The sequence below is a fragment of the Bacillus sp. cl95 genome, assembly GCF_900115925.1.
In the GTDB taxonomy this organism is placed as follows: domain Bacteria; phylum Bacillota; class Bacilli; order Bacillales; family Cytobacillaceae; genus Neobacillus_A.
Genome location: NZ_FOYF01000001.1, coordinates 445,847 through 466,768 on the forward strand (window position 1 = coordinate 445,847; position 20,922 = coordinate 466,768).

A 20,922-nucleotide genomic window follows, 5' to 3' on the forward strand; every position below is an offset into this window, starting at 1 on the left:
TCCTCCTCACTAATTGTTCGTTACACGATTGACGCGTTTGACGAACTTACGGGTTCGTTACACGAACTCCTTGAACAAAAATATTAACCGATTCCACGGCAAGTCCAACTGTTTTATCAAGCGTGTATTTAACTTTTGATTGTACATTGTGAGCAATTTCTGAAATCTTCGTTCCATAGCTTACAATGATATACATATCAATATGTACTTCATCATTTTCTTGGCGCACGATAACACCACGAGTGAAATTCTCACGACGCAGAATATCTGTCAAACCGTCTTTAATTTGACTTTTTGAAGCCATACCGACAATTCCGTAGCAATCAATTGCTGCTCCGCCTGCGATGGTTGCGATTACTTCATTTGAAATATCAATTTGTCCGTACTTTGTTTTTAATTCGATGGACATGAATCGTTCCCCCTTTGGAAATTGGTTCTTGGCTAAAGTCATTTTACTATATGCGCTGTAAATTTGAAAGTCATACTTGCCCCGATTACTATAGAGCATGAATTCTGAAACAATGTCAAGGATTTTTTCTTGAAAGTCTTTGACACAACTATTGCATTCATAAAACATGTGTGATAAATTATTAAAGTATCTTTTTACTATAGAAATTTAGGTTATTATGCTTTCGCGTAATTGCGATAGATAGCCATTTTTCTTGTTAGAACGGATGTCATCATCTGTAAAATTGTTATTAGAAGCATGAAACAGCTTCAGCTTTTGGTAGTTAGGAGGGAAAACTTATGCCACGTAAATGTGTGATCACTGGTAAAAAAACAACAACTGGTAATGCACGTTCCCACGCTATGAACGCAAACAAGCGTACATGGGGTGCTAACCTTCAAAAAGTACGCATTCTTGTAGACGGCAAGCCTAAGCGTGTTTGGGTTTCTGCGAGAGCGTTAAAATCAGGTAAAGTAGAACGCGTTTAATAATGAAATGGACATCCATCTTGGATGTCTTTTCTTTTTGCCTTTAATAGCTTTCCCCATCTTAAAAAATTTAAAAGCACCCTTTGGGCGAAGGGTGCTTTACTTGTTTCGTAAGGTTGTCTGTACATTCGGCACAACATACCTTTATGGTGTTGATTATCAGTTTTTCTTAAATGCACCAATCATCGCCCGGACAAGACCACCCAAGAATTTCGGAAGTTTAATCGTATAAAACTTCATAATGCCCCTCCTCACCATCATACGCATCTCAGTCTTTAAAATCCTGCACCTCTACCATGCTATTCATGGGAATGAAAAAAGTACCCAGCTTTTCAGAGCATATTAATCTTGGCTTCTTACCACTATTAATATGCCTTCAGCAAATGAAAAAGTACCATGATCATTAATAAGTTCATTACTAATACATAGTGTGCTTCCGATGGAAATATGACGATCTTTTAGCGGATATTTGAAGCCATTTAATGTGAGTCCATTAACCTCAAGGGATACTGGGACAAATGAAATATATTTTTTTTCGGCTGATCTTTCAATGTAATATTCCCCAGGTTTTTTTACCATGATAGAATTTTTCAAATCAATCATTTCGATTTCACAACCGTGTCCCTGATTTAATTGATGAATAAGAAGCTGTATATTTGCTAGAAAATGATCAGCCCTACCACCTGTTGCACCAAATAACCTAATCAATTTGGGATGCTGTTCTACTGCCCAGTTCAAAGCAAGTTCTGTATCTGTTTCATCTTTTTCAGGCTTAAATTTGCTCAGTTTTTCTACTTCATTCTCTATTTGATTCCATTCACTCTCAGTGACAGAGTCAAAATCACCGAAGGCAGCAAATGGCTTGATTCCTTTAGAAAGAAGTGTAATAACACCTCTGTCAACGCCAATCCACCTTTCATTTTCTCCGTTAAAATCACGCAAATCAGGAAGCAGCTCGTCTGGACCCCCTGCCAAAATATTGATATTCATCTTTTCACCTCTTAAAATGATATAGATTAGAACTGATTAAGGTCATTCATCTACACCTAGTGTATATGTATCATATTAAAAGAAGGCGCTGTTAAATTTGCCTGTTGATTTCCGCTCCAGTCAACAGAGTGCAGAAAATCAACAATGTACTTTAGCATAGCCTAAAAGAAAAGTCAGCCCTTAACGGCTGACTTTTTCTAGGATATTATCCTCTGATCAATGCAATGGCTTTTGCTCGATCCTTTTCATTATATATGGCAGAGCCTGCTACAAGAACTGTAGCTCCCGCTTCCACACACAGCCTGGCAGTTTCTGCGTTCACACCACCATCAATTTCAATTTCTACATCCAGGTTTCTCTCGTCAATCATTTCCTTGACCGCTCTAATCTTCTTCAGAACTTCAGGAATGAATTTTTGACCTCCAAAGCCAGGATTCACAGACATCAGCAAAACCAAATCCACATCAGAAATGATGTGTTGAATGGAATCCACAGGCGTGGCAGGGTTTAAGACGACCCCTGCTTTTATCCCGTAAGATTTGATTAACTGTATCGTCCTATGCAAGTGGCGACAAGCTTCAACATGAACGGTAATATAATCAGCGCCTGCGTTTGCAAAAGCTTCTATATAGGAGTCAGGGTTTTCGATCATCAGATGGACATCTAGCGGCAAAGTCGTTACAGGCCTTATTGCTTCAACAATTAAAGGACCAATCGTAATGTTGGGAACAAAATGACCATCCATTACATCTACATGGATATAATCCGCTCCCCCTCTTTCAACATCCTTAATTTCTTCACCAAGTCTTGCAAAATCTGCAGACAAGATGGAAGGTGCAATTTTAACCATACTAGTACCTCGGCTTTCTATCCTTTATTTCCTGCAAAAATTCTAAGTAGTGATCATAACGATAATCTGGCAAACTTCCATCCTCCACAGCGGCTTTGACTGCACATTTAGGCTCCTTAACATGAAGACAGCCCCTAAATTTACAGTTTTCACTTAAGCGCTGAATTTCAGGGAAGCATGAGGTCAATTCTTCTGCCTCGATTTCAGTAAACTCTAAAGAGCTGAATCCGGGCGTATCGGCTACTAAACCGTTTGCCACACTCAATAACTCAACATGTCGTGTCGTATGCTTCCCCCGTCCAAGATGGGAAGAAATATCATTTGTTTTCAACTCTAGGTCAGGACGAAGTGCATTCAGTAATGATGATTTACCTACACCTGATTGTCCTGCGAATACGGATATTTTTTCAGCAAGATGGGGAATTAACTGTTTAACCCCAGCATCTGTTTCTGACGATGTGAGCAGTACTTCATAACCCGCTGCACGATATTGATCAGCAAATTGATTAATTTTTTCTCTCTCTTTATCTGAAGTTAGATCCATTTTCGTTATGCAAATGATGGGATCAATTTGATTGTACTCAACGAGCACAAGGAATCTATCCAGCAAAGAGGTACTAAATGCAGGTTCTACCGCTGAAAAAACCAGTATTGCCTGATCAACATTAGCAATCGGTGGTCTTACTAGCTCATTTTTCCTCTCTTTCACTTCAAGAACATAACCTTCTGTTTCATTCTCAGCCTGGAATACAACATTGTCCCCTACAAGGGGAGTAATCTTATTCAAACGAAAGACTCCCCTGCCTCGACATTGAGTAATGGTATCATCATGAATCACATAATAAAAACCACTTAGTGCCTTCATTATTTTTCCTTCAGGCATAGTCACACTCCTCGTTCGTTATTCCTCGCGCGGATATTCTTCAACCTCATCGATGATCACGCTGCTGTCTCGGATTACTTTATAGCCAGCTTGTCCACCATACGGAATTCTTAACTTTATGGTTCTTTTCGTTGTTTGGGTAATATAAAAAGTTTCATCTGGAACTGTCATGCTTCTGTCGAGATCGTCAATAAGAATTTGCACTTCTTGTGGTTGACCCGCAATGGCCGGTGCGTATTCTATTATGACTTCCCGCGTTACCTCTTTAGGAGGAACTTCTTTTTTCCCTTTCGAAATGACGACAGAAATCATGTCCCCTTTATTCATCTGGGTTCCTGCATCTGGTTCTTGGGAAATGACAATACCTTCTGGAATCGTGTCATGATATTCTTCTTTCGAAACATCGGCATTCAGACCAACAGACTCGGCATAATCTTGTACACCTTTTGCTGTATAATCTTTAAGACTTTTCAATGTAATGGTTTCTGGACCTTTACTAATCGTAAATCTAACTGTTGTTTCTTCTGGCACAACTTCTTCACCAGGTGCTGGATCCTGTTCAAGGATCGTACCAGGCTCACTGTCATCGTATACCTCTTCTGTTTCTATATATTCGAAGTTTTTATCTGTCAGCAATTTCTCAATATCTTCGTATTGTCTATCCAGATAATCGTCCATTTCGATTTTTTCTTTCCCGCTGCTCTTATAAACATTGATTTTAGAACCTTCTTTTGCCGATCTGCCTGCTTTAGGATCCGTTTTCACAACGAGTCCTTCTTTGATTTCTGCATCAGGAATATCTTTTGTTTCACCAATTTTGAACCCTGCAGATAAAAGTTCCTCATAAGCTGCATCCAACGACTTTCCACTTACATCGGGAATTGGGACGTCTTTAGGTGATAAGAAATCAGGCAGAACGGTTATGGTAAGAATGCCAAGCAATGCTATGACAAAAAAAGTAGATACCAAAATAATAGGCCATTTTTTTCTTTTCGGCTTATCTTTTGTATTTTTCGCAGCCATATGTTCTTTTTTTACATCATTTTCAGTTTGATTGCCATTTTGTTTCCCTTGAGAGTGAACAACCGTTTCATCAAAATTTTGAAAGGCGCGATCATTTGTAATGATTGGAATGGCTTTTGTCGCTTCATCATCAATGGGCACTGAAAATTTAGGCTCATATAATCTTTTAGGGTCTAAGGCCGTCCTAATATCTTCTTCCATTTCATCAACTGAAGCGTAACGATTAAACTGATCTTTTGCAGTCGCCTTTAACACAATATTCTCTACACTTTGCGGCACATCAGGATTCCATCTTCTTACAGAAGGAGTTTCAGATTGTAAATGCTTCAGGGCTATTGAAACCGCTGACTCTCCTGAAAACGGCAAACGTCCTGTCAAAAGTTCGAACATGACAATCCCAAGAGAATAAATATCCGATTTCTTGTTGGCCATTCCTCCCCGAGCTTGCTCTGGTGATAGATAATGCACTGATCCTAACACAGAGTTTGTTTGGGTAATGCTTGTAGCACTCAATGCCATTGCAATTCCGAAATCGGTGATCTTTACTTTTCCTTCACGATCCATAAGGATATTGTGGGGTTTGATATCACGATGAACAATGTTATTATTATGTGCATGTGAAATGGCAGAAGTAAGCTGTCTCATGATAGAAAGTGCTGTTTCTACTTGTATTGGTGAATTTTGTTGTATGTATTGCTTTAGAGTTTGTCCTGCAACGTACTCCATAACGATATAATAAATATCCTGCTCTTCACCAACGTCATAAATATTGACAATATTTGAGTGAGCCAAGCTTGTTGCAGATTGTGCTTCACGATGAAAACGACGGATAAATTCTTCGTCATTGGCAAAATCAAGACGCAGCATCTTAACTGCGACATCGCGGTCGAGGATCATGTCATGGGCTAAATAAACGTTAGCCATGCCGCCGCCGCCAATCATTTCTAATATTTTGTATCTCCCGCTAATTCTTTTACCTATCAGCATTATTCATCACCTTCACCCTCCCTGGGGAATGCAACAATCGCCAGGCTGATGTTATCCTCGCCACCATAATCGTTGGCAAGTGTGATAAGTTTTGAGGCTTTTTTCTCCATGTCTTCCTCATTGGAAAGCACTTGAATCATCTCATCATTACTTACTTTGTTTGAAAGACCATCAGAACAAAGAAGCAAAACATCGCCTTCTTCAAACATGATCGTCCTTATATCCATCTCAACTGATTCTTCAGTACCCAAAGCACGCAATAAGACATTCTTTCTTGGATGATGTTCTGCTTCTTCTTTTGTGATTTGGCCGGAACGAAGCAATTCATTAACAAGAGAATGGTCTTGAGTCAATTGTTGAAAGCCTGATTCGTTTAAAATATAACAACGACTATCCCCAATATTGGCTACAGTAGCAAAACGATCTGTACTGATGGCTGCTACGATTGTCGTACCCATCCCATCACATTCAAGATGGTCTCGTGCGTGTTCAAATAAAAGCGAATTCACTTTAATAATTTCACCCTTGAGCCAGCTTTCTGCTTCATCTGCAGTTGTTATTCCGTTTGTCGTTTCCCACACATTTTTCAACTGAGTAATGGTCATCGCACTAGCTACATCACCTGCACGATGACCACCCATACCATCTGCTACAATGGCAAGGCGGTTTCCGTCCAGATTTAAAAAAACTCCTCCACTATCCTCATTATGAGAGCGGACTTTTCCTTGATCGGTCATAAATACAGCTTTCATATTTTACCTCGTCTCCTCTTGGCGCTCCTTTGCACGAAGTTGTCCACATGCTGCATCGATGTCAGAGCCTTGTTCACGGCGAATAGTTACATTTATGTTATTGTCTTTAAGTGTTTTTTCAAATGCAAATATCTGATCTCTTGGCGTTCTTACATAATCGCGTTCTGGAACATAGTTAACCGGAATAAGGTTCACATGGCATTTAATCCCTTTCAATAATTTTGAAAGTTCTTCTGCGTGTTCCACTTGATCGTTAACTCCGCCAAACAAACCGTATTCAAAACTCACTCTTCGTCCCGTTTTGGCAATATAATATTGTACAGCTTCCATAAGGTCAGGAAGCTTATATGCCTTGTTAATCGGCATTAATCGACTTCTTAATTCTGTATTCGGAGCATGTAAGGAAATCGCAAAGTTGATTTGCAAATTTTCTTCGGCAAACTTATAGATTTTCGGAATAATACCACTTGTGGAAACTGTAATATGTCTTGCTCCGATATTTAATCCTTTGTCATGATTGATAATTTTCAAGAATGACATCATGTTATCATAATTATCGAATGGTTCCCCAATACCCATAATAACTACCGAACTGACGCGCTCATCCGTTTCATCAAGCGCTTGTTGAACGCGGACTACTTGCGCAACAATTTCTCCTGCTTCCAAGTGTCGTTTCAATCCGCCTAAAGTCGATGCACAGAATGTGCAACCAATTCTGCATCCTACTTGTGTTGTTACACAAACAGAGTTGCCGTAATCATGTCGCATTAACACTGTTTCAATGGAATATCCATCATGAAGTTCAAATAAGAACTTAATTGTACCATCTGCAGATGTTTGTTGGATGGCTGTCTTCAAGGTAGTAAGATGGAAATTCGCATCAAGCTTGTCCCTCATGCTCTTGGATAGATTAGACATATCCTCAAAGCTAGTAACACGCTTTTTATAAAGCCAATCGAAAACTTGCTCAGCACGGAATGCTTTTTCACCGTTCTCAGTAAGCCATTCTTTAAGATCTTGTAATTCCAATGAATAGATTGATGGTTTGTTTTTTTCATTTATTATGCCTGACTCAGTTGTATTTTTTAGTTCCAACTGTTACACCTTCTTTCGTAAGCTTGCTATATAAAAACCGTCCGAACCGATATGCTGTGGCATCATTTGCAAATCATAGCCTGTAACGAGCGGCTTAATCGCCTCCGGCATCCGGTCTACTAATGTGTGATCACCCTCAAATTGAGGATTTTCTTCTAAAAAGCGGTTTACCACTTTTTGATTCTCCTCATTATCTACTGTACACGTACTATAGACCAAAATTCCACCTTTTTTCACTAATGGGGCTACTGATTGCAAAAGTTGCCATTGGATAGAGCTCAAATGGAAAAGATCTTCTTCTTTTTTTGTATATTTCATATCCGGTTTTCTTCGCATTACCCCTAGGCCGGAACAAGGTGCATCGAGCAAGATTCGATCAAAACTTTCTTCAGGGAACACTTCCTGAACTTTTCTTGTGTCGATTGCCTTCGTTTCGATATTTGTAAGCCCTAGTCTGTTGGCATTATCATTTATCAATTTGACTTTGTGTTCATGTAGATCAAGTGAAACGACTTTTCCGCTGTTCGACATCTTTTCAGCAATGTGGGTACTCTTTCCTCCAGGTGCTGCGCACGCATCAAGGACTTCTTCATCTTCCTTAATTCCAAGTGCATGTGCAACAAGCATAGAACTTTCATCTTGAATCGTTAATAGGCCCCATTTAAAAGCGGTGGAAGAAGCAAGATTCCCTTGTAGCCCCCTAATTGCTTCGGGAAGAATTGGACTTGGTTCGACCAAATACCCTTCTTCTTCGAGCAAAGCAACACATTCTTCACGAGTGATTTTAGTAGTATTAATTCTCGCAGTCTGAAGCGGTGCAATTAGGTTTAATTCGCACATTTCACTTGTGGACTCGATACCGAACTGATCAACCCACCTGCGCACTAGCCAAACAGGATGGCTCGTTGCTACAGAAAGTCTTTCTATCGGATCTTCAATGGTCTCGAGTGAAGGCAATCCTTCTCGTTGAACGGATCTTAATATTCCATTTACAAGTCCGGCAATGCCTTTATGACCACGCTTTTTTGCAATTTCAACTGCTTCGAAAATTGCAGCACGATCTGGAATTTTATCTAAGTATACCATCTGATAAAGAGTAACCCTTAATAAATTCATTACCCAAGATTGCCACTTGCGGCTATCCTTAATGAATGGTTTCAAATAAAAATCCAGAGTCATTTTTCTCTGCAAGGTCCCGTAAGTAAGCTCTGTCAAGAGACCAATATCCTTGGCAGGAATAACATTTTTTTCAATTGCATGATGAAGCAGCAGGTTGCTGTATGATTGGTTCTTTTCAATTGTCTCCAAGAGATCCATTGCAGTTTCACGAACATTCTTTTTAGCTTTATTCATATTACTCACCTAATTTCATACCCTTGGTTACCTTAGAACCAGCCCCTCTTAAGAAATCAACGGCTGTCATTCGTTTCTTACCGGAAGGTTGTAGCTCAAGTAATTTTAAGGCAGTTCCATTTCCTGTATTAACAATTATACCGTTTTCTTCAATACCTATAACAACTCCGGGCTCTGTATTCGGTTCTCCTGTTGTTTTCTCTGTATTCCACAACTTTAATACCGAACCATCCATCGTTGTATAAGCTACAGGCCAAGGATTCATTCCACGAATATGATCATAAATTTCTTCACCCGTTTTTGACCAATCAATTTTTTCTTGCTCGCGTTTGATATTATAAGCAAATGTTGCATCTTCTTCATTTTGAGGGACAGGCTTAAGTTCACCGTTCAATAGTTTTGGAATTGTCTCTGAAAGTAGAGCCGAACCCGCCGCGCTTAGCTTATCATGAAGGGTTCCAACGTTATCGATTTCGGTAATCGGAACTTCCGCTACAGTTAAGATATCTCCTGCATCCAGTTTTTCTACCATGTACATGATCGTTATTCCAGTTTTCTTTTTCCCTTGAATGATCGCATAATGGATTGGAGCCCCACCACGCAGTTCAGGCAATAATGATGCGTGGACGTTGATACAGCCGTATTTAGGTGCATCCAACAGTTCTTTAGGTAGAATCTGGCCAAACGCAGCCGTAACAATTAGATCGGGATTTAATGCTAAAATTTCGTCCAATTCTTCTCTTTGACGAATTTTTTCAGGCTGATAAACGGGAATCCCGTGCTTCAACGCTTCCACTTTAACAGGTGGGGGAGTAAGAATTTTCTTTCGACCAACCGGACGATCCGGCTGAGTCACAACTCCAATGACGTCATAGCCATCTTCAATTATTTTTCTTAAAACAGGAACCGAAAAATCCGGTGTCCCCATAAAAACGATTTTCGTCATTCACTTACCGCCTCTTCTAATTCTTCTTCGTTCAAGTATCTTACTACTTTTGTAGTAAACAATACACCGTTCAAGTGATCAATTTCATGTTGAATCGCCCTTGCTAGAAAATCTTCCGCTTCCATTACAAAAGGATTTCCTTTACGATCAAAAGCCTTCACTTTCACATATGTCGCTCTAGCCACTTCACCGTATAAATTCGGGAAACTCAGGCAGCCTTCAGGTCCTATTTCCTCTCCAGAAGTCTCAACGATTTCAGGGTTGATCAGTTCGATTGTGCCATGTTCATCATCAATATCCACGATGGCAATTTGCTCATCCAGACCGATTTGCGGTGCTGCAAGTCCAACTCCATCAAACTCAATCATTGTGTCATACATATCATTCAATAATTTCACTAGTTTCTTATCAAATGTTGTAACTTTTTTACAAGGTTGTTCAAGTATTTCTGCTGGGTAAGTTACTATTTTACGAACTGCCAAGATTTTTCCTCCAATTATGCTTTTCTATTTATTCTCGCCCACTGTGAAAGATTCTAAAGCTCTCATCACAAAGCCTACATTAATAAATAAGGATTGACGTCTACTGCAACTTGTAAACTCGTTGCTGACGATTCCTGCTGAAACTGATCCAATACTGTCTTTAATGTTTTTGCAAGCTCTGGTTCCCGTTTGTATTTTATCAGACATTGATAACGATATCTATCATTGATACGAGGTATAGGTGATGCAACAGGTCCTAGGACCACCGCTTCTTTCGACACTCTGGACTGGACATACTTTGTGATTTTTTCGGTTGCCGCTACTGCACTCAATAGCTGGTCATGACTTACTGTAATCAGCGCAATATAATAGAATGGCGGATATCTATGTTGCTTTCTAATCATCATTTCTTGTTGATAAAATTCATCATAATCCTGATGGCTAGCCAATTGAATACTATAATGTTCTGGTGTATATGTTTGAATGATAACTTCACCTGGGAGTTGATGTCTACCGGCCCTTCCGCTTACTTGTGTGAGTAATTGAAATGTTTTTTCTGAAGAACGAAAATCTGGTAAATGAAGCATCGTATCCGCTGATAAGACACCCACTAATGTGATGTTAGGAAAATCCAATCCTTTTGCAATCATTTGTGTACCCAATAGAATGTCAGCTTTGCCTTCTTCAAATTCCTTAAGCAGCCTCTCGTGAGAACCTTTCCGAGTCGTTGTATCTACATCCATTCGAATGACTCGAGCTTGTGGCAACAACTTACCGAGTTCTTCTTCCACTTTTTGTGTCCCTGTCCCAAAATAACGAATATGCTCACTTAAGCATTCAGGACATTGTTTCGGCACAAAGCTTTCATAACTGCAATAGTGGCATTTCATTAGTTGGTTAGATCGATGATAAGTTAAAGAAATATCACAATGCGGACAATTCACTACGTAGCCACAATCTCGGCACATGACAAATGAAGAATGTCCACGCTTATTTAAAAACAACACGGTTTGTTCACGTTTCTCGATTCTATCCTGCAGTTTTTCGAACAAGACCGTTGAAAACATCGAGCGATTCCCAGAGCGAAGTTCTTCTCTCATGTCCACAATTTCAACAGTAGGAAGTGCTTGATTGTTCATGCGATTTGGCAAAGTGAGAAGCTCAAATACTCCCTTTTTCGCCCTCGCGAAAGTCTCTAGCGACGGGGTTGCACTTCCAAGGACAACTGGGCAGCGATTATTGATCGCTCTTTCAATGGCAGCATCCCGGGCATGATAGCGTGGTGATTCTTCCTGCTTATAACTTGTCTCATGTTCCTCATCGATGATTATAATTCCAAGATTTTCGAAAGGAGCGAAGATAGCAGAACGCGCTCCCACTACTACTTTCACTTCTTTTCTTTGTATCTTTCTCCATTCGTCATATTTTTCACCTGCAGACAAACCGCTATGTAAGACGGCAACCCGATCACCAAATCGCCCTTTGAAACGGTTGACCATTTGAGGAGTTAATGAAATTTCCGGAACAAGAACAATGGCTTCTTTTCCTTTGTCTAGGACATCCTGAATCGATTGCAAGTAGATTTCGGTCTTCCCACTGCCCGTTACACCATACAACAGGAAAACGCGGTGCTGCTCGTTCTCAATCGAATTCAAGATAGGAGAAATGGCTTCACGTTGCGCATCTGTTAATAGCAATGGCTGGGTTTGTAGAAATTCCCTGTTTTCGTATGGATTGCGGTAAACTTCCATCATTTGCTCTGAAAGGAGACCTTTTTGGATAAGCCCCTTAATGGCTCCAGCGGAAACATTTAGATCGGCAGTTAGCTGTCTTTGTTCAACAGTCTCATGATGGCAGACAAAATAGTTTAAGATTTCTTTTTGCTTGTTTGACCTTGGTGGTAACTGCTCCAAAGCCTCTTGAAGTTCTTTCGCTGAAAGGAGTGGCTTGATGAATTTTAGTTGTTTCTTACGAAGTCTTTCCTTTACTTCATATAAAACCTCTACTGTTCCTTTTTTTACTTCTTTTTGTAATTTATTGACGATTCCTTCACTTAGCGCGGTTTCCCAAAGGATTGTATTCTCTTGTTCAAAGAATGGTTGCAGATCAAAGGGAAGTTCCTCCACTGTTCTCCCGTGAGCCAGCTTGATTTTCTTCTCGTAACGAGCTTTTAGTGCAGCAGGAAGCATAGCTTGATAAGCAGTGATTTTATAGCATAATGCCTTTTCTGTGAGCCAATCCCCAATTTGTAAAAGTTCATGATTTAATACAGGTTCGAGATCCATCGGTTCACTAATTTCTCTCAGTTTCTTAAATTCAGATTCTGTTTTAACCGCTACTACGAATCCTTGAATTTTCCTTGGACCGAAAGGAACAATCACTCTCACCCCCGGCTGAATAATGTCCTGCCACTTCTCAGGTATGAGGTAATCGAATGGACGATCAGTCTGTTTAGCTGGAACATCCACAACTACACTGGCAATTCTCATTTTCCAGTCTCCTCTTGAATCATAGCAATTTCCTCAATGATTCTTTTTGCTACTTCAACTTTTGTCATCAAAGGCAAGCGAATAGGATCCCCTTCCTTTTTGTACATGGTGACAATGTTAGTATCCGTTCCGAATCCTGCCCCTTCAGATTTAACATTATTAGCAACAATCATATCAGCATTTTTCTTAAAAAGTTTCTGACGAGCATACTCCTCCACGTTATCTGTTTCGGCGGCAAAACCAATCAGGACTTGATTCTTTTTCCTTGTCCCTAATTCAAAAAGAATGTCTTGCGTTCGTTCAAGCTCAATCACTTCATCGCCTGGCTGTTTCTTAATCTTATGGTCGTAGGCAAGTTTGGGACGGTAATCAGCAACCGCTGCTGTCTTAATGACGATATCGACTTGATCGAAATCAGCCATTACCGCTTCCATCATTTCTTTTGCACTTTCTACCTTCTTTACTTTCACACCCGAAGGAACGGGAATACTTACCGGTCCTGAAACTAGAATCACATCAGCTCCAGCTTTTTGTGCTTCTGCAGCGATTGCGTAGCCCATCTTTCCGCTTGAATGATTGGAAATAAAACGGACAGGATCGATTTTTTCGCGGGTTGGACCTGCTGTTATAATCACTGTCTTGCCTCTTAATAATGAAGAAGATGCACCTTCAAAATACTCGCTTGCTAATTTCACTATTTCTTCTGGCTCTTCAAGACGCCCCTTCCCGATGTATCCACAAGCAAGATAACCTTCACTCGGTTCGATGAAACGATATCCATAACCAAAGAGCACATCGATGTTCTTTTTTACGGCGGGATGGTTGTACATATTTACATTCATTGCAGGAGCAATCCAAACTGGCGCTTTTGTAGTTGCCAAAAGCGTAGTCGTGATCATATTATCTGCAATACCATTTGTAAGTTTTCCAATTGTATTGGCGGTTGCCGGAGCGACGATAATTAAATCGGCCCAATCAGCAAGATCTATGTGAGAAATAACTTGAGGATTGTTTTCTGTAAATGTATCAATATAGACTTCATTTCGGGACATCGCTTGGAATGTTAATGGCGTCACGAATTTAGCCGCAGATTCACTCAGAATCACCTTTACATCCGCACCAGCTTGAACAAGTTTACTTGTAAGTGCTACTGCCTTATAAACCGCAATTCCCCCGGTTACACAAAGTAATATTTTTTTATGTGTAAGCATGTATTTACCCCCGTATCAAACATTATCTACTTCCATTATGCTAGAACAACCGTGATTTTTCATCCATAAGGGCTTATTTTTTTAGTCTCTTTTAAACTTGCCTGGTGAATTCCACTCTCCATAATTGCTCTAGGAAAGACTAGGCTTACCGTTTGCTCCGCCAAATAAAAATAACAACCTAATGATTTAGGTTGTTATTTTTATTCTCTTCAAGAATTATTCAGCTGAATTATCTTGTTTTTGAGCCGTTGTGTAAGAAAGCTGACCACCATAAATTTCTTCAAGCGCTTTTCCTACGTATTTATGAGAAACATATTTCTCAAGTCTTGTTTCATTCGTTAGCTGCATGTTGCGAGCGCGTTTTGCTGCTACAGATACAAGTGAATACTTTGAATCAATTTTATTTAATAAAGAGTCAATAGATGGATATAACATTAAAAATCAGCCTCCAGCAATTTTTTATAACGATGTTCCACTCTTTCACGGCGGCAATGTTCCGCAGTAACGATGGATCTTACTCTTTCACAAGCTAATTCCACTTGATCATTCTCTACTACATAATCGTATAAGTCCATCATTTCAATTTCTTCACGAGCACTGAGTAAACGGTTATGAATAAGATCATCTGTTTCAGTACCTCTAGTTACAATACGGTTTTTCAACTCTGAAAGACTTGGAGGCATTAAGAAAATAAATAAACCATCAGGGAATTTTTCACGAACTTGTCGTGCCCCTTTGACTTCAATCTCTAAAAATACATCTTTGCCTGCATCCAAAGTTTGTTGAACATAATCAACAGGTGTGCCGTAATAATTCCCAACGAATTCTGCATGTTCAAGCAATTTCCCTTGCTCGATCAGTTCTTCAAATTCTTCTCTTGATTTAAAGAAATAGTCAATGCCATCCACTTCGCCTTCACGAGGAGAACGAGTTGTCATGGATATAGAGTATTCAAAAGCTGTATCCGGATGGGAAAAAATCTCTTTTCTGACCGTTCCTTTACCTACCCCAGAGGGACCTGAAAGAACGATAAGCAATCCTTTTTCTTGCATTTTATAAAGTCCTACCCTTCATCACTAATTTCATCACGGTCTGTAAGTCTATGCGCAACCGTTTCAGGCTGGACTGCAGACAAAATGACATGATCGCTGTCCATTACTATGACCGCTCGTGTACGTCTTCCATATGTAGCATCGATTAACGAACCACGATCGCGGGCATCTTGAATGATTCTTTTTATTGGAGCAGATTCTGGACTAACAATCGAGATAATACGATTGGCGGAAGCGATATTCCCAAATCCGATATTAATCAATTTAATCGACATGATGGTCCCCCAATCATCTTTAATATTTTCACCTGTATAAGCCTTTTCTAAACCATGCTACTCAATATTCTGAACTTGTTCCTTCATCTTTTCGAGCAGGCTTTTCATTTCTACAACTTTCTTTGCAATCTCTGAATCATTCGCTTTAGATCCGATCGTATTCGTTTCTCGATTCATCTCCTGCAAAAGAAAATCAAGCTTTCGACCAATCGGCTCCTCTTGACTCAAAGTAAGGAGCATTTGCTGAATGTGACTGTTTAAGCGAATCAACTCTTCGTTGATATCTGCTTTTTCTGTAAAAATAGCTACTTCCGTAACAATTCTCGCTTCATCAATTTGACCGTTTAGAAATTCTTGTAATCTCTTAGTCAGTCGGTCTTTATAATGAAGAGAAACATCCGGAGCAAGAACCTTAAGTTCTTTCACTTTTGATTCTAATTGATGAAGTTGTGAGTGGACATCCCTTGAAAGTTCAATACCTTCGGCTGCCCTCATTTTCTTCAAGCCTGCTGCCGCTTCCTCAACAGCATTCAATAACAAAATCTCAAGCTCATCATTATTAATCTCAGTTTCTTCAATATGTATGAGATCCTCACGGTTCAACATGCTTTGAACAGCATAGCTTTCCTGAAATCCGTATTTAGCTTGCGCTTCTTTCATAAAATGAAAATACTCATCCAAGAGATCCCAGTCGACATTCAATTTACGCTTTAAGGGCCATTCACCCTCAAGGCTGACAAATACCTCGACTCTTCCCCGATGAATATATTGGCTTATTTTTTTCTTCATTTTTTCTTCGAGAACCATAAATTGACGAGGCATTCTAATATGGTATTCCGAAAAACGATGATTGACCGATTTTATTTCTATATTTACTGAGAAGGGACCTGCCTCGGCCTTACTCCTGCCATAGCCCGTCATACTTACCGTCATCGCTTGCACTTCCAATCTATCGGAAAGGTCTATTCCATAAAGAAAAGGTAATAGAGTCGAACCTCTACTACCTTTTGGATTATATCACAATTTATTTTGTTTTTCTTAACAAAAATGACCCTGCCAATAAAAAAGTTGGAATAGCCGATAATCCTAAGATCAGAAGCCAGTCTCTCGCTTCGATAGGAACTGTATGGAAAATCGGTTGAAGACCAGGATAGTAGATGACAATCAGCACCAAAATGAGTGATGAAATGACTGACCAAACCAGATATGGGTTTCCAAACGGATTTCTCGACAATACCGATTTTTCACTACGGCAATCAAAAACGTGGATGAGTTGTGCCATCACAAGCGTTGCGAAAGCGACAGTCTGGGCATATATGAGTTGATCTGGATGTTGTTTATATGCAATCATAAACGCAAATAACGTCACGAGTCCGATTAAGAACCCACGGGATACTACTTTCCAGCCAAGTCCTCTTGCAAAGACTCCTTCCTTAGGACTTCTTGGTCCCCGCTTCATCACATTTTCTTCAGGACGATCAAGTCCAAGTGCCATGGCTGGCAGGCCATCCGTAACGAGATTGACCCAAAGTATTTGAATAGGAACGAGTGGTAAAGGCAAAGCCAAAATCATCGCAAACAACATGACCAATATTTCCCCCACGTTGGAAGCAAGTAAATAACGAATAAATTTACGGATATTTTCGTAAATATTTCTTCCTTCTTTAATTGCTGCCTTTATGGTTGCAAAGTTGTCATCTAATAATACGAGTGCAGATGCTTCTTTCGCTACATCAGTACCCGTTATTCCCATTGCCACACCGATATCTGCCGCTTTGATGGCAGGAGCATCATTTACCCCATCACCTGTCATGGCAACAACATGCCCTTTGTTCTGCAGGGCTCTTACAATTTTCAATTTATGCTCTGGAGAGACGCGTGCAAAAACAGCTACCTCCTCCACCACATCTTCAAGCTCGCCTACGGACATTTCAGATAAAGCTTTACCTTCCATGACTTTACTATCTTTAGTCAGAATTCCAAGCTGTTTGGCGATGGCTTTAGCAGTAATCGCGTGATCACCTGTTATCATGACCGTTTTGATACCAGCGTCACGGCATTCTTTTACAGCCTCTTTCACTTCCGGCCTAGGTGGGTCTATCATGCCTTGAACCCCGATGAAAATTAAGTCTTTTTCTGCTTCCTGCTCCGTCAAGATAATCGTATTGGCTTGAACCGGCTTATAGGCAATTGCAATTGTTCGAAGAGCCTGAGAAGCAAGTCCATCGATGGCTTCTTGAACATTTCCTTTAATGCTATTGGATAAGTATTGTGTTTTACCTTCCCAGAGAATCGATTCACACTTCCCAATCAGAACATCGGGAGCTCCTTTTGTTACGATAAACTGTCTACCTTGATGATCTTTAACAAATACACTCATCATCTTTCGCGTTGAATCAAATGGAAACTCATTAGCAATTGTATATTCTCCAAGGAGCTTTGTCCTGTCATAGCCTGCTTTCATCGCACTGACAAGAAGAGCACCTTCTGTTGGATCTCCATCGAGCACGACTTCGTCTTCTCTGAAAATCAGGTTAGAATGATTACAAAGCATTCCGAAAATCAACATTTGTTGAAGAGCCTTTTCGTCCCTAGGGTTGACTTCTCGGTCATTTCTGTAAAATTTCCCTTCTGGGACATAACCTACTCCATCTACTTGCCAAGTATGACCACTGCTCCACAAATGGGTAACTGCCATCTTATTTTGTGTCATCGTACCTGTCTTATCTGAACAAATTACCGATGCACATCCGAGCGTTTCAACAGCAGGCAGCTTTCTTACTATCGCATTCTTCTTGATCATTTTTTGAACACCGAGTGACAATGCGACGGTAACGATTGCAGGTAACCCTTCAGGTATGGCTGCCACAGCAAGTGATACTCCCGCCAAAAACATTGTATACAGTTCTTGACCTTGAAGAACTCCTATGCCGACTACTAGAACTGTAAGAAATAATGCCGCTGTTATCAAAATTTTGCCGAGTTGCTCAAGACGCCTTTGCAAAGGAGTTGCCATTGTCTCTGCACTCTGAAGTAGGTCTGCAATTTGACCCATAGCTGTTTTCATGCCGGTTCCGACTACGACACCAGTCCCGTTTCCGCGCGTCACCATTGTTCCCATAAAGGCAGTGTTCTCCATATCGCCGATTCCTGCCTGTGGATTCCTTAATACTTGGGTCGTTTTGGAGACTGGCAATGACTCGCCAGTTAGCGCAGATTCTTCGATTTCTAGACTCTTGACATCAATTAAGCGCACGTCAGCTCCAATTCGATCTCCACTTGTGAAACGCAAAATATCACCCATGACTATTTCTTTGGATGGAATCTTGATCCATTCACCATCCCTTAAAGCATGAACCTGTGGGGCTGATAGCTCTTTCAGTGCCTGAAGTGACTTTTCTGCCTTTCTTTCTTGAAAGAAACCTAGGCAGCCATTGATAACGATAATGGCAATAATGGCAATCGCATCAATATATTCACCGAGCAAACCGGATATAAGTGTTGCCGCAAGCAATACAACAACCATGAAATCCTTAAACTGGCTAAAAAATAAAAGCAGTGCTGATTGCTTTTCCCCTTCCTCCAGTTCATTATAACCATGCATTTTCATTCTTTTCTGTACTTCTTCCTTTGACAATCCAGACGAAAAGTCAGTCTCTAAGGCTTTTTCTACTTCTGTCACATTCATTTCATGGAACTTCATCCGGCCATCTCACTTCCCCCTTCAAATTTCAACAAGCAGTGAATTACATGACACCTCAACAAAGCTTATTCAGTCTCGTCCCAAAAAATGCTATCAAGTAGTACAAGATATGAATGATTACTCGAACATCATGTATAATGAAGAATATGAATTAATGAAAAGGATGTTATTTATGTCATTTGATGGTCTTTTTACACACGCAATGGCTCAAGAACTTTCCGCTTCCTTAAAGGGCGGCAGGATCAACAAAGTTCATCAGCCTTATAAAAGTGAAATTATCTTAACAATCCGCGCTAACGGTTTGAATCAAAAATTGCTCCTTTCAGCCCACCCAAGCAATGCAAGAGTGCAGCTGACAAACGAAGCATACGAAAACCCTAGTGAACCACCAATGTTTTGTATGTTATTGAGGAAACATTTAGAAGGATATATTTTAGAGGATGTATATCAGGCTGATATGGATCGGATGCTAATCTTTGAAGTTAAGGGAAGAAACGAAATTGGCGATATCAGTTACAAACAACTAATTGTGGAAATCATGGGCAGACATAGTAATATCACGCTCATTGATAAACAACGTAATATGATCTTGGATAGCATCAAGCATGTTTCGTTTGCGGTTAACAGCCATCGCGCACTTTTACCTGGACATACATATGTATTCCCACCAAAACAGGACAAGCTCAATCCGCTAAAAGCCAGTGCTGAAGATGTTTTAAGGGCAGTAGATTTCAACAGTGGGCGCATTGATCGACAGCTTGTCGAAAAATTCGCTGGGATGTCACCTTTAATCGCAAAAGAAATCATTCATCAATGCGGCATGGCGAATCGAACTACACTTCCTGCTGCATTTATGTCCATCGTCTCTCCAATAAAGTTAGGAGAAATCAGTCCTTCTATTATTACTACTCCTGAAAAAGAGGCTTTTTATCTCATGCCGCTTCATCATTTAGAGGGAGAAGTAAAATCTTTTTCAAATTTAAGTGAAATGCTTGATCGTTTTTATTTTGGAAAAGCCGCTCGTGATCGAGTCAAACAACAATCAAGCACGATTGAACGTTTTATTGTGAACGAACTAGAAAAAAACGAAAAGAAAATCGCAAAGCTCCAAAAGACATTGAAAGACGCCGAGAAAGCAGATCAGTATCAAAAGCAGGGCGAATTGCTAACAGCGAATCTTTATGCCGCGAAGAAGGGCATGAAAGAAATTGAAGTCATCGATTATTATGACGAAGAAGGTAAAAGTATTACGATTAGTCTAGATCCATTGAAAACACCATCTGAAAATGCTCAAAAATACTTTTCAAAGTATCAAAAAGCAAAAAATGCCGTTGAGGTTGTATTAGAGCAGATTGCAATCGCCGAGCATGAAGTCGAGTATTTCGATCGATTGCTACAACAGATTGTTACCGCCTCATCAAAGGATATTGAAGAAATTCGTGAAGAATTAGTAGAAGGTGGATATATCCGTGAACGTCAAAAACGTGGAAATAAGAAATCTTCTAATGCAAAACCCATTTTGGAACACTATTTTGCAAGCGATGGGACCGAAATCATTGTTGGTAAAAATAATAAGCAGAATGATTATTTAACCAATAAACTGGCAGCAAGAGATGAAATTTGGCTTCACACTAAGGATATTCCAGGATCACATGTATTAATTCGAAGCAAAGAGCCTGAGGAACAAACCATAATCGAAGCCGCAAAACTTGCAGCTTATTTTAGTAAAGCTCGTAACTCTAGCTCTGTCCCTGTCGATTTCACTAAGGTTCGGCATGTTAAGAAGCCAAGCGGTGCAAAGCCAGGTTTCGTTATCTACGATAATCAGCAAACCGTCTTTGTCACTCCAGATGAAGACCTGGTATTGAATCTCAGAAAAAAATAGGACCCGATGT

20 protein-coding genes are annotated in these 20,922 nt (G+C 40.0%); 2 read left to right on the forward strand and 18 right to left on the reverse strand.

The genetic code is table 11. The features are described from left to right. Nucleotides 1-46: 46 nt before the first annotated feature. Nucleotides 47-409: an Asp23/Gls24 family envelope stress response protein gene (locus BMZ31_RS02220; RefSeq protein ID WP_090830092.1), complete on the reverse strand. Its 363-nt coding sequence runs from the start codon at nt 407-409 to the stop codon at nt 47-49. Nucleotides 410-747: 338 nt separating this feature from the next. Here BMZ31_RS02220 and rpmB point away from each other — a divergent pair, with 338 nt between their 5' ends. Beyond that, entirely contained in the window at nt 748-936 is a 189-nt protein-coding gene (gene rpmB / locus BMZ31_RS02225) for a 50S ribosomal protein L28 (RefSeq protein ID WP_090830093.1), read from the forward strand. A gap of 159 nt (nt 937-1,095) precedes the next feature. Here the strand turns inward: rpmB and spoVM are convergent, their stop codons facing one another. From spoVM to BMZ31_RS02310, 17 genes are all read right to left on the reverse strand, one after another. Then, on the reverse strand, nt 1,096-1,176 hold the full coding sequence (gene spoVM, locus BMZ31_RS02230; protein ID WP_075685407.1) for a stage V sporulation protein SpoVM: 81 nt from the start codon (nt 1,174-1,176) through the stop codon (nt 1,096-1,098). A 102-nt stretch (nt 1,177-1,278) separates the two neighbouring features. Beyond that, a complete protein-coding gene (locus BMZ31_RS02235; RefSeq protein WP_090830094.1) occupies nt 1,279-1,926 on the reverse strand; it encodes a thiamine diphosphokinase in 648 nt (215 codons plus the stop codon). Nucleotides 1,927-2,131: 205 nt separating this feature from the next. Next, nucleotides 2,132-2,776, reverse strand: coding sequence for a ribulose-phosphate 3-epimerase (gene rpe / locus BMZ31_RS02240; protein ID WP_090830095.1), 645 nt, complete (start codon nt 2,774-2,776; stop codon nt 2,132-2,134). Nucleotide 2,777: 1 nt separating this feature from the next. Then, the gene (gene rsgA / locus BMZ31_RS02245; protein WP_090830096.1) at nt 2,778-3,659 is read right to left on the reverse strand and encodes a ribosome small subunit-dependent GTPase A; all 882 of its coding nucleotides are present in this window, start codon (nt 3,657-3,659) and stop codon (nt 2,778-2,780) included. Between the two features lie 18 nt (nt 3,660-3,677). Then, the gene (pknB, locus tag BMZ31_RS02250; RefSeq protein ID WP_090830097.1) at nt 3,678-5,669 is read right to left on the reverse strand and encodes a Stk1 family PASTA domain-containing Ser/Thr kinase; all 1,992 of its coding nucleotides are present in this window, start codon (nt 5,667-5,669) and stop codon (nt 3,678-3,680) included. Continuing rightward, on the reverse strand, nt 5,669-6,421 hold the full coding sequence (locus tag BMZ31_RS02255) for a Stp1/IreP family PP2C-type Ser/Thr phosphatase (protein WP_090830098.1): 753 nt from the start codon (nt 6,419-6,421) through the stop codon (nt 5,669-5,671). Before BMZ31_RS02255 ends, pknB begins: the two co-directional genes overlap by 1 nt. 3 nt (nt 6,422-6,424) lie before the next feature. Continuing rightward, entirely contained in the window at nt 6,425-7,516 is a 1,092-nt protein-coding gene (gene rlmN / locus BMZ31_RS02260; protein ID WP_090830099.1) for a dual-specificity RNA methyltransferase RlmN, read from the reverse strand. Nucleotides 7,517-7,519: 3 nt separating this feature from the next. Then, a complete protein-coding gene (gene rsmB / locus BMZ31_RS02265; protein ID WP_090830100.1) occupies nt 7,520-8,869 on the reverse strand; it encodes a 16S rRNA (cytosine(967)-C(5))-methyltransferase RsmB in 1,350 nt (449 codons plus the stop codon). Between the two features lies 1 nt (nt 8,870). After that, on the reverse strand, nt 8,871-9,815 hold the full coding sequence (gene fmt / locus BMZ31_RS02270; RefSeq protein WP_090830101.1) for a methionyl-tRNA formyltransferase: 945 nt from the start codon (nt 9,813-9,815) through the stop codon (nt 8,871-8,873). Next, nucleotides 9,812-10,297 carry a peptide deformylase gene (gene def / locus BMZ31_RS02275; protein WP_090830102.1) on the reverse strand — a complete coding sequence of 162 codons (486 nt, stop codon included), beginning with the start codon at nt 10,295-10,297 and terminating at the stop codon, nt 9,812-9,814. The genes fmt and def overlap by 4 nt, the downstream gene beginning before the upstream one ends. 74 nt (nt 10,298-10,371) lie before the next feature. Beyond that, a complete protein-coding gene (gene priA, locus BMZ31_RS02280; RefSeq protein WP_090830103.1) occupies nt 10,372-12,786 on the reverse strand; it encodes a primosomal protein N' in 2,415 nt (804 codons plus the stop codon). Continuing rightward, complete coding sequence (coaBC, locus tag BMZ31_RS02285; RefSeq protein ID WP_090830104.1) at nt 12,783-13,997, reverse strand: bifunctional phosphopantothenoylcysteine decarboxylase/phosphopantothenate--cysteine ligase CoaBC; 1,215 nt, start codon at nt 13,995-13,997, stop codon at nt 12,783-12,785. Before coaBC ends, priA begins: the two co-directional genes overlap by 4 nt. A gap of 216 nt (nt 13,998-14,213) precedes the next feature. Continuing rightward, a complete protein-coding gene (gene rpoZ, locus BMZ31_RS02290; protein WP_090830105.1) occupies nt 14,214-14,432 on the reverse strand; it encodes a DNA-directed RNA polymerase subunit omega in 219 nt (72 codons plus the stop codon). Next, nucleotides 14,432-15,049: a guanylate kinase gene (gene gmk / locus BMZ31_RS02295; protein ID WP_090830106.1), complete on the reverse strand. Its 618-nt coding sequence runs from the start codon at nt 15,047-15,049 to the stop codon at nt 14,432-14,434. Before gmk ends, rpoZ begins: the two co-directional genes overlap by 1 nt. A gap of 11 nt (nt 15,050-15,060) precedes the next feature. Continuing rightward, complete coding sequence (gene remA, locus BMZ31_RS02300) at nt 15,061-15,324, reverse strand: extracellular matrix/biofilm regulator RemA (RefSeq protein ID WP_090830107.1); 264 nt, start codon at nt 15,322-15,324, stop codon at nt 15,061-15,063. 57 nt (nt 15,325-15,381) lie between these two features. Beyond that, nucleotides 15,382-16,257, reverse strand: coding sequence for a YicC/YloC family endoribonuclease (locus BMZ31_RS02305; RefSeq protein WP_090830108.1), 876 nt, complete (start codon nt 16,255-16,257; stop codon nt 15,382-15,384). Nucleotides 16,258-16,348: 91 nt separating this feature from the next. Continuing rightward, entirely contained in the window at nt 16,349-19,027 is a 2,679-nt protein-coding gene (locus BMZ31_RS02310; RefSeq protein WP_090830109.1) for a calcium-translocating P-type ATPase, SERCA-type, read from the reverse strand. Between the two features lie 172 nt (nt 19,028-19,199). On the opposite strand from BMZ31_RS02310, the gene BMZ31_RS02315 reads away from it, so the two are divergent. Beyond that, nucleotides 19,200-20,912, forward strand: a complete 1,713-nt coding sequence (locus BMZ31_RS02315; protein WP_090830664.1) for an Rqc2 family fibronectin-binding protein — start codon at nt 19,200-19,202, stop codon at nt 20,910-20,912. Nucleotides 20,913-20,922: the final 10 nt, after the last annotated feature.